Source organism: Mycobacterium sp. TH-M11, assembly GCF_057473725.1.
Genome location: NZ_JBYCLD010000203.1, coordinates 1 through 7,972, shown reverse-complemented (window position 1 = coordinate 7,972; position 7,972 = coordinate 1). Strand labels below are relative to the sequence as shown.

13 protein-coding genes are annotated in these 7,972 nt (G+C 67.7%); 4 read left to right on the top strand and 9 right to left on the bottom strand.

The window, feature by feature from the left end:
* The coding region (locus tag AC2VOG_RS08945) for a glycosyltransferase 87 family protein (RefSeq protein WP_486939557.1) at window positions 1-553 on the bottom strand (553 nt) is incomplete at its 3' end.
* A gap of 93 nt (window positions 554-646) precedes the next feature.
* Between AC2VOG_RS08945 and AC2VOG_RS08940 the strand changes: the two genes are divergently transcribed.
* Together AC2VOG_RS08940 and AC2VOG_RS08935 are read left to right on the top strand one after the other, a co-directional pair.
* Window positions 647-1,393 (top strand): hypothetical protein, encoded by a 747-nt coding sequence (locus tag AC2VOG_RS08940; protein ID WP_486939554.1) that lies wholly within the window; start codon window positions 647-649, stop codon window positions 1,391-1,393.
* 72 nt (window positions 1,394-1,465) lie between these two features.
* Window positions 1,466-2,401, top strand: coding sequence for an Rv1157c family protein (locus AC2VOG_RS08935; protein WP_486939553.1), 936 nt, complete (start codon window positions 1,466-1,468; stop codon window positions 2,399-2,401).
* Window positions 2,402-2,496: 95 nt separating this feature from the next.
* Here AC2VOG_RS08935 and AC2VOG_RS08930 read toward each other — a convergent pair whose 3' ends face one another.
* From AC2VOG_RS08930 to AC2VOG_RS08915, 4 genes are all read right to left on the bottom strand, one after another.
* Complete coding sequence (locus tag AC2VOG_RS08930) at window positions 2,497-2,643, bottom strand: DUF1059 domain-containing protein (RefSeq protein ID WP_067334757.1); 147 nt, start codon at window positions 2,641-2,643, stop codon at window positions 2,497-2,499.
* A complete protein-coding gene (locus AC2VOG_RS08925; RefSeq protein WP_486939556.1) occupies window positions 2,640-3,227 on the bottom strand; it encodes an HhH-GPD-type base excision DNA repair protein in 588 nt (195 codons plus the stop codon). Before AC2VOG_RS08925 ends, AC2VOG_RS08930 begins: the two co-directional genes overlap by 4 nt.
* Before the next feature lie 108 nt (window positions 3,228-3,335).
* Window positions 3,336-3,530: a DUF5302 domain-containing protein gene (locus tag AC2VOG_RS08920; RefSeq protein WP_486939552.1), complete on the bottom strand. Its 195-nt coding sequence runs from the start codon at window positions 3,528-3,530 to the stop codon at window positions 3,336-3,338.
* Between the two features lie 39 nt (window positions 3,531-3,569).
* Window positions 3,570-4,013, bottom strand: coding sequence for a PPOX class F420-dependent oxidoreductase (locus AC2VOG_RS08915; protein ID WP_486939551.1), 444 nt, complete (start codon window positions 4,011-4,013; stop codon window positions 3,570-3,572).
* A 47-nt stretch (window positions 4,014-4,060) separates the two neighbouring features.
* Here AC2VOG_RS08915 and AC2VOG_RS08910 point away from each other — a divergent pair, with 47 nt between their 5' ends.
* Window positions 4,061-4,621 (top strand): DUF1697 domain-containing protein, encoded by a 561-nt coding sequence (locus AC2VOG_RS08910; RefSeq protein ID WP_486939550.1) that lies wholly within the window; start codon window positions 4,061-4,063, stop codon window positions 4,619-4,621.
* Here the strand turns inward: AC2VOG_RS08910 and AC2VOG_RS08905 are convergent.
* Window positions 4,606-4,971: an Rv1152 family transcriptional regulator gene (locus tag AC2VOG_RS08905; RefSeq protein WP_486939549.1), complete on the bottom strand. Its 366-nt coding sequence runs from the start codon at window positions 4,969-4,971 to the stop codon at window positions 4,606-4,608. The two genes, AC2VOG_RS08910 and AC2VOG_RS08905, sit on opposite strands and share 16 nt — an antisense overlap.
* 36 nt (window positions 4,972-5,007) lie before the next feature.
* Between AC2VOG_RS08905 and AC2VOG_RS08900 the strand changes: the two genes are divergently transcribed.
* A complete protein-coding gene (locus AC2VOG_RS08900; RefSeq protein ID WP_486939548.1) occupies window positions 5,008-5,721 on the top strand; it encodes an NAD-dependent deacylase in 714 nt (237 codons plus the stop codon).
* A 27-nt stretch (window positions 5,722-5,748) separates the two neighbouring features.
* Here AC2VOG_RS08900 and AC2VOG_RS08895 read toward each other — a convergent pair whose 3' ends face one another.
* From AC2VOG_RS08895 to AC2VOG_RS08885, 3 genes are all read right to left on the bottom strand, one after another.
* Window positions 5,749-6,405: a class I SAM-dependent methyltransferase gene (locus AC2VOG_RS08895; protein ID WP_486939555.1), complete on the bottom strand. Its 657-nt coding sequence runs from the start codon at window positions 6,403-6,405 to the stop codon at window positions 5,749-5,751.
* Between the two features lie 9 nt (window positions 6,406-6,414).
* Window positions 6,415-7,125, bottom strand: coding sequence for a TetR/AcrR family transcriptional regulator (locus AC2VOG_RS08890; RefSeq protein WP_486939547.1), 711 nt, complete (start codon window positions 7,123-7,125; stop codon window positions 6,415-6,417).
* Window positions 7,115-7,972 (bottom strand): MMPL family transporter (locus tag AC2VOG_RS08885; protein WP_486939546.1); only part of this gene is annotated, 858 nt, incomplete at its 5' end. The genes AC2VOG_RS08885 and AC2VOG_RS08890, both read right to left, overlap by 11 nt.

The window sequence follows — 7,972 nt, the reverse complement described above, 5'->3', positions numbered from 1 at the left end:
TGCTGCGCAGCGGCTCGAGCCAGATCGCGATACCGGTCCAGAGCATCGCCAACCGCCGGCCCTGATCGGCCGCGACACCCAGCAGCCGCTGACTGAGGCGGACCACGCCGTAGAGCGCGGCCATCGTCCCGACCGTCCAGCAGAACGCGATCAGGCCGAACGGCAGAAAGTGCAGGGGGTAGAAGACCACCGCCGCAAACGGCGGGTAGGTGAAGGGCAGCGGGAAATCCGGCGTCTGGTCGGCGTAGACGTAGCGGTAGAGACTGCCGGAGTGGTCGAGCATGGCCGCCCCGCCCACATAGACGTGCAAGTCGACGAAGTTGGCGCCGTTGCGCGCCAGGTACGTCCAGGCCAGCCGTGCCAACACGCTGACGACCAAAAGCACCGGCCCGATCGTGTCGACGCAGATCGCGGGTCGGCGATTGATGATTGCCGCCGGAGCGGCCGAGATGGTGTCTATCTGCACGACTCTATCGCCGGGCCCGACAAGTGCCGCGGTTCCGTCGCGCGGCCGCTTGGTCACTGCCCCCGCTCGGTTGAGTAACGGTCCCATAAATGCCACACGTGTCACTTGAGTCACTTCGGTATCTGACGGATCGTCTGCGGCGAGGACCTGCACGAAATTCAGCGAGCTTCAGGGAGAATCATGTCAACTGTTCGGACCTTTGTACGCGCCACCGCTGTCGTGGCGGGCTCGTCGGCAGCGTTGCTCTTCGGCGGCCTGATGGGCACGGCCCACGCCGACCCGGGGGCACCGCTGCCCGCCCCCGACATCAGCCAGCAGCTCGTCGGCACCGCGGCTCAGGCGCCGCAGCTGCTGCAGAACGTCGCGGGGGCACTGGGCGGTCAGCCGGCCACCCCGCCGCCGCTGGCCAGCGCTTCGATCAAGATGCCGCAGACGCCGGCCGCGGCCACCCCCGGCGCGTCCCTGCTCCCGGGTCTGGCATCGCCGGCTCCGGCCGCGACATCCACACCGGGGCTCGGCATCCCGGGTCTGACGTCGCCGGCTCCGGCCGCGACATCCACACCGGGGCTCAGCCTTCCGGGCCTGACGTCGCCGGCTCCGGCCGCGACATCCACACCGGGGCTCGGCATTCCAGGTCTGACGCCGGCCGCTCCGGCCACCAGCCCCGCGGGAATGCTGCCGCAGGCTCAGCTCAACCTGCCGCAAATCCCGGGCCTGCCGTTCCCGCTGCCGCAGCAGGTGTCGCTGCCCGGCGACCTCACCTCACTGCTCGGCGGTGGATCTCCACTCAGCAGCGGCCTCGCCTCCGCCGTGGGCCTGCCAGCTACGGCGGCCGCACCGGTGGCGTCCGTTCCGCTGGCGACCACACCCCTGGTGCCCGCAGCAGCGGCAAACCCGCTGCTTTTCCCGGTGAACGCGCTGCCCTGACCGAGCTACCGGCCGGCTGGCGCCCCCACGCGCCGGCCGGCCGCCACCAACTTCGACGTCTGGGAGGACACCATGCACATCGCACGAAACCTGATCTACGCCTTCGCCGCAACGGCCATCGCATCGAGCGCCGCACTGGCCATGTCCCCCAACGCGGGTGCCGACCCGGCGCCGCCCGCCCCGATTCCAGCTCAGCAACTGCCTGGTCTGCCAGCCCTACCGGCTCTGACTGAGTTGAGCCCGATCATCCAGCAGGCCGCCGGCAACCCCGAGCAGGCGACCCAGTTGCTGATGGCCGCCGCGCAGGCCTTCAGCAAGAACCCGTCGGCGCCCGAGGAATCGAAAAACGTTGCGGCCTCGGTGAACCAATTCGTCCAGGCGCCGGACGCCGCCTCAACCGCGCACGTCGTGCCGCCCGGTGTTGAGCCCGGCGCTCAGGCGCACCTGCCCACCGGGATCGACCCGGTCCACGCCGCGGGCCCCGCGCCCGCAGCCGCGCCGGACCCCGCGAACGCCGTCCCGGTCGCCACGAACGCCGTCCCGGTCGCGGCCGCCACGCCGCCCGCGCCGCAGGCTGCGGCTCCCGGGTTCAGCCCGGACTCCCCGCCCACGCAGGACTTCATGTACCCGTCGATCAGCAACAACTGCGGCAGCGACGGCGGCACGGTGATGGCACCGGTGCTCTCGGTCGCCGGGCCCGCCAAGATTCCGGCACCGGGCCCGGCCGCCGGCCAGACGGCGTACGTGTTCACCGCCGTGGGCACGTCGGGACCCGCCGACGTGCAGAAACTGCCGCTGAACGTCACCTGGGTGAACCTGACCAGTGGCAAGTCGGGCAGCGCGACACTCAAGCCGCAGGCCGACATCAACCCGCAGGGGCCGACCACACTGACCGCAACCGTCGACACCGGCTCGGGCAGCATCATGTCGACGATCTTCGGCCAGGTCAGCACCAAGGACAAGCAGTGCCAGTTCATGCCCACCATCGGCTCGACGGTGGTGCCGTGATCTAGCGACTCCTGACGCGAGCGTGCGCAGGTGTACACCATGTGCGGCGTGTCGCTGTACAGACACGCACGCTCGCGCCAAGAAGCGCCAAGAAGTTAGTAGGCCATGAACAAGATCGCGTCCCGGTCGTACTCCAGGCCGGGATGGGCGCTGGCCAAATGGGCCTGGGTGAGGTCCACCAATTCATCTTCGTCTTTGCCAGTGATCGCCTCGCCGCACGGACAGTTCAGATGTGTTTTCACGATGTCGCCTTCCCGGTTGTCGCCTTCTTGGCTGCTTTCATCTGCTTCTTGTACGAACGCACCTTCTCCAAAGACCCCGCGTCAGCGATGTCGGCCACCGACACGTGGCTGCCGGCTCTGCCGAATTCGCCCGCCGCGGCCCGCCAGCCCTTCGGGGTCACCGCGTACTGCTTACCGAGCAGGGCCAGAAATATCTGCGCCTTCTGCTCACCGAATCCCGGCAACCCCTTGAGCCGTCGCAGCAGCTCGGGCCCGTCGGGATCACCGACCGTCCACAGCCCGGCGGCGTCGCCGTCGTAGTCGTCGACGATGATCCGCGCCAGCGTCTGGATACGCTTGGCCATCGAGCTCGGGAAGCGGTGTATCGCAGGCTTTTCCGAGCACAGCGCGGCAAACTTGTCCGGGTCGTGGTCAGCGATCTCGGCGGCGTCGAAACCGCTCATCCGGTCGGCGATCTTCCGGGGGCCGGCGAATGCGGTCTCCATCGGGACCTGCTGGTCGAGCAGCATGCCCACCAGCAGCGCCAGCGGGTTCTCGGTCAGTAGCTGATCAGCGGCGGTGTCCTGCGCCAGGCAGATCTGCACGGTCAACGACGTGTTCCTTCCGTCCAACGACCCAGCTTGAACTCAACCCAACCACACCTGATCGGCAAGCCGGGTGGTTCCCGCAGCATTTCCCGTGCCGGGCGCTCGCTAGCCGCTCTTGCGACGGAACTCCCGCCGATTGCCGGCGGCGCCATGCGAGCGTGCGCCTCTGGCACCCGCGTCCTTGTGATCGGCGCCGCCGTCCGACTTCGCGTTCTTGCGCTCCAGTGCCTCGCGGAACTTACGCTTGTTGTCGTCCTCCGAAGACGCCGAAGACTCGGCACCCGACTCTGATACAGACATAGCTGGCAGCCTAGCGCGCCGGCCGCGGTTCAGCGTGATTCACCGCAGGCCGGGCGGCATCCCGTAGAGGTGCGCGATCGGTAGCGTCAGCACCACGCGACGATCGGTCACCATCGCCTGCCGGTAGTCGTCCCAATCCGGGTGCTCACCGGCGATGTTGCGGTACAACGCGATCAGCGCTTCGACGGTGTCGTCGCCGGGCGCCGCGGCCGGCGGGGTGAGCGTCGCGTTGCCCTCGGCAACGGCGTAGGACCAGCCGTCGTCGGAGCTGACGAGCAGTGACGCCCGCGGGTCGCGGCGCAGGTTGCGGGTCTTGGCCCGCGGCTCGGTGACCGAGACCTGGATCGTGGTGGTGCGGGCGTCGAAGTAATACGACACGTTCGACAACTGCGGCCGCCCATCCCGCTTGAGCGTGGCGAGCACGCCGAGAGCGTTGTCGGCGATCACGGCCAGCAATTTGTCGTCGAAAACATGGCGCCCCATGTCCAAAGCCTACGGGCCGACTCGGCCGGGTCGCTACCATCGCGCTCGTGACCCGCTACGCGGCATTCTTGCGCGGCGTCAACGTCGGCGGCATCAACCTCACGATGAGCGACGTGGCAACCGCGTTGACCGACGCCGGCCTCGCTGCGGTGCACACCGTCCTGGCCACCGGCAACGTGACGCTGGATTCGCCGAAGGGCGCCGACGCGGTCCGCGCCATCGCCGAAAAGGCGCTGCGGGAGCGGTTCGGCTACGACGCCTGGGTGCTGGTCTATCCGATGGAGAAGCTGCGGTCGATCGTCGACGACTATCCGTTCCAGCCCGAGCGCGACGAATACCATTCCTACGTCACATTTGTCAGCGACGACGATGTGCTCGACGAACTCGCAGGGCTGGCCCAGGCGGGACGTGCCATGAAGGCGAGCGCCGACGAGAGGATCCAGCGGGGGCCTGAATCCGCGGGCGTGATCTATTGGCAAGTCGCCAAGGGAAGCACGCTGGACAGCACCGTCGGCAAGACGATGGGCAGGAAGAAGTACAAGTCGTCGACCACCACCCGCAATCTGCGCACACTGGTCAAAGTGTTGCGGGCTCAGCCGTCAGCGTAGGTCTGCAGGTAGCGCAGCGCATCGGCGTTGCCGAGCCCCAGTCCGCGGGCGACGTCGAGATAGGCCGCGGCCGCGGCGGCCATCGCGGTGTCGGCGGGATCCGCCCGGGCGACGAATGTGCCGAAACGGCCCCGGGTTTCGACGATGCCGGCCGTCTCCAGTTCGCGATACGCCCGGGCCACGGTGTTGACGGCCAGGCCCAATTCGCCGGCCAGTTCGCGCACGGTGGGTAACCGTGCACCGGCCGGCAGCGTCCCCGCCCGGATCGCTCCGATGATCTGGGTACGTAGCTGGTCGAACAGCGGCCGATCCGACTGCCCGTCAACCCGTACCCACTCCCCTGGCTCCACCCGCTCAGTATCCCGCAGTCCAGCTATCGTGGTCGGGTGCGTATCACGGTGCTGTCCGGCGCAGGCATCTCCGCCGAGAGCGGCGTGCCGACGTTCCGTGACGACAAGAACGGCCTCTGGGCCAGGTTCGACCCGTATGAGTTGTCCAGCGTGCAGGGTTGGGAACGCAACCCCGAACGTGTCTGGGGTTGGTATCTGTGGCGGCACCACCTGTGCGGCACCGTCGAACCCAACGACGGTCATCGCGCCGTCGCCGCGTGGCAGGACCACGCCGAGGTCAGCGTCGTGACCCAGAATGTCGACAATCTGCACGAGCGCGCGGGTAGCTCACCGGTGCATCACCTGCACGGCAGCCTCTTCGACTTCCTTTGCGCCACATGCGGTTTGCCATACTCTGGCGAGCTTCCCGAAATGACGGAGCCCGCACTGGAAGTCGATCCGCCGTCATGTGTCTGCGGCGGTCTGATCCGCCCAGACATCGTATGGTTCGGCGAGGCGCTGCCCCAGGGGCCGTGGCAGCACGCCGTGCAGGCGACAACCACCGCCGACGTGCTGGTCGTGGTGGGGACGTCGAGCATCGTCTATCCGGCCGCGAGCCTGCCCGAGGCCGCGTTGGACCGCGGGATCGTGGTCGTGGAGGTCAATCCGGAGCCCACACCGCTGTCCGACAGTGCCACGATCACGGTGCGTGAATCCGCCAGCACGGCGCTACCGAGCCTGCTGCCGCGTCTGCCCGCGCTGTTGCACTGAGCGGGACCGGGCTACCCGGCATTGGGGCTAGGCCGGGCGGCGCGCCAGCCCAAGGACGAACTCCGATACCGGCAACGGCACCCAGGCCGGCAACGCCTGCTCGGTACGGGTGCGGTCGATCTCGAATCCCGCGGCCCGGATCGCCTGCTCGGTGTGGCGATGAGCGTGGCAGTTTCCGGCCAGCCTCGGCCACACCGTGGTCACGTCGACGAATTGCTGAAGCCGCCCCCGGAGTCCCTTGCTGGCCACATGCTCCATGTAGCGCAGCTCGCCGCCCGGTCGCAGCAGCGAAAATACGTGCCGTAGAACAGAATCAGGCTCGACGACCGAGCACAACACCAGTGAGCACACCACCGCGTCGAACGGCTCGTCGGCGGTAAAGGTCTCCACCGTGCGGTTGGTGACCTCGACCGGAACGGGCGCGGCGGCGGCTGCCTGACGGGCCAGGTCGACGAGTCGCTGCTCAGGCTCGATCGCGACGACCTGCTCGACGGTCTGCGGGTAGAAGGCAAAGTTGGTCCCGGTGCCCGCACCCACCTCGAGAATCCGGCCGGACAGCCCCGCGAGGTTCGCCCGGCGAGATTGGCGGATCGGCTCGGTCTCGTGCGCGGCGATCGCCGGCCAGATCCGGGCAAAGAACGGATGGTGGACTGTGGTGGGCTCCGATGACGTCACAACTGCCAGCCTCTCACGCTAGGCGGGTCGTTCCATCGACGACCCGAACGTTGTCAACTTTTCCACCACCTGCCGCGGCGTGGCATCCGGGCCGATGAGTCCGGTCACCACATGTCCGGAAAACAGCGCACGCAGCACCCGGTCGGTGAACTCCTGGGCATTGCCGAACGGCAGATGCGGCTTGGCGATCAACAGCGCGGCCACCCCGTGCGCGGCGCTCCACAATTCCAGGGCGACGCCAGATGCGTCACCGGCCGGGAGCACACCCTCGCCCATCAGCGCCTTGACAGTGGCACACAGGTACTCGAACGCCGACGCGGCGAGCGCGGCATCGACGACGCTGTTCGACCTCCACTCACCCATCGTCGCAATCCGGTACAGCTCGGGGTTCACCGTCGCGAACCCAACGTAGGCCAACAGTTGCGCGCGCAGCACCTCGACGGTGTCCGTCTGCATGACCGACACCCGCTGCATTTCCTCGTCGAGCTTGTCGAAGTAGCGTGCGCACACCGCATCCAGCAGCGCGCGCTTGTCGTGGAAGTGCAGATAGATCGACGGCGGCGTCACGCCCACACGTTCGGCCACCGAGCGGATCGACACGGCCTTGGCGTGTCCGGCGTCGAGCAGCAGTTCGGTTGCGGCATTGAGGATTTCATCACGCAGCCGGTCGCCGGATCCGCGTGGCGCACGCCGCCTGCGAAGAGTCTCCGCGGATGGGTCAACGGCCATCGGCGACCATCGCGGCAGAGTAAGCGCCCGCCACGGCCGGATCCTCGCCAGGTCGGTGTTCTCCCCCACCGGAAGGCTCGGCCCCCACCGGCAGCACGTCGGACTCGCTGACCCCGAATCGTTCGTGCAACCACCTCATCGGCGTGGGCGCCCACCAGCTCCAATGACCCATGACGTGCATGAACGCCGGCACCAGGACCATCCGCACCAGCGTCGCGTCGGCCAGCACTGCCAGGGTCAGACCGGTGCCGAACATCCGCATGAAGGAGACCTGTGCGGCGATTAACGCGGCGAACGATATCGACATCACCAGCGCGGCAGCGGTGACGACGCGACCGGTGCGGGCCAGCCCGAGCGCAACACTCTCGTCGTTGTCGGCGCGCTTCGTTGCGGTGTCCGGTGGCACCGGATGAGAGGCGACCGCCGTCAACCAGTACTCACGAATTCTGGAGACGAGGAAGACTTCGTAGTCCATCGACAGTCCGAATGCGACGCAGAACAACAGCACCGGGATGTTGGCCACCACCGTGCCGGTCTGCGTGGTGCCCATCGCGCCGAGGTGGCCGTCCTGGAAGATCCACACCAGCGCACCGAACGCTGCCGTCAAAGACAACACATTGCACACCAATGCCTTGAGTGGAAGCAACACACTGCCGGTGAGCAAGAACAGCAACGCGAAGGTGATGATGCCGATCAGACCGAGCACCAGCGGCAGACGAGCGGTGATCGCGTGCACGCTGTCGCGGTTGATCTGGGCCATCCCGGCCAGCTGAACCGATTGACCCGCGGGCCCGGGCACCGCATGCAACCGATCGAGCTGGGTGTCGGACGCGTTCGAGAACAACGG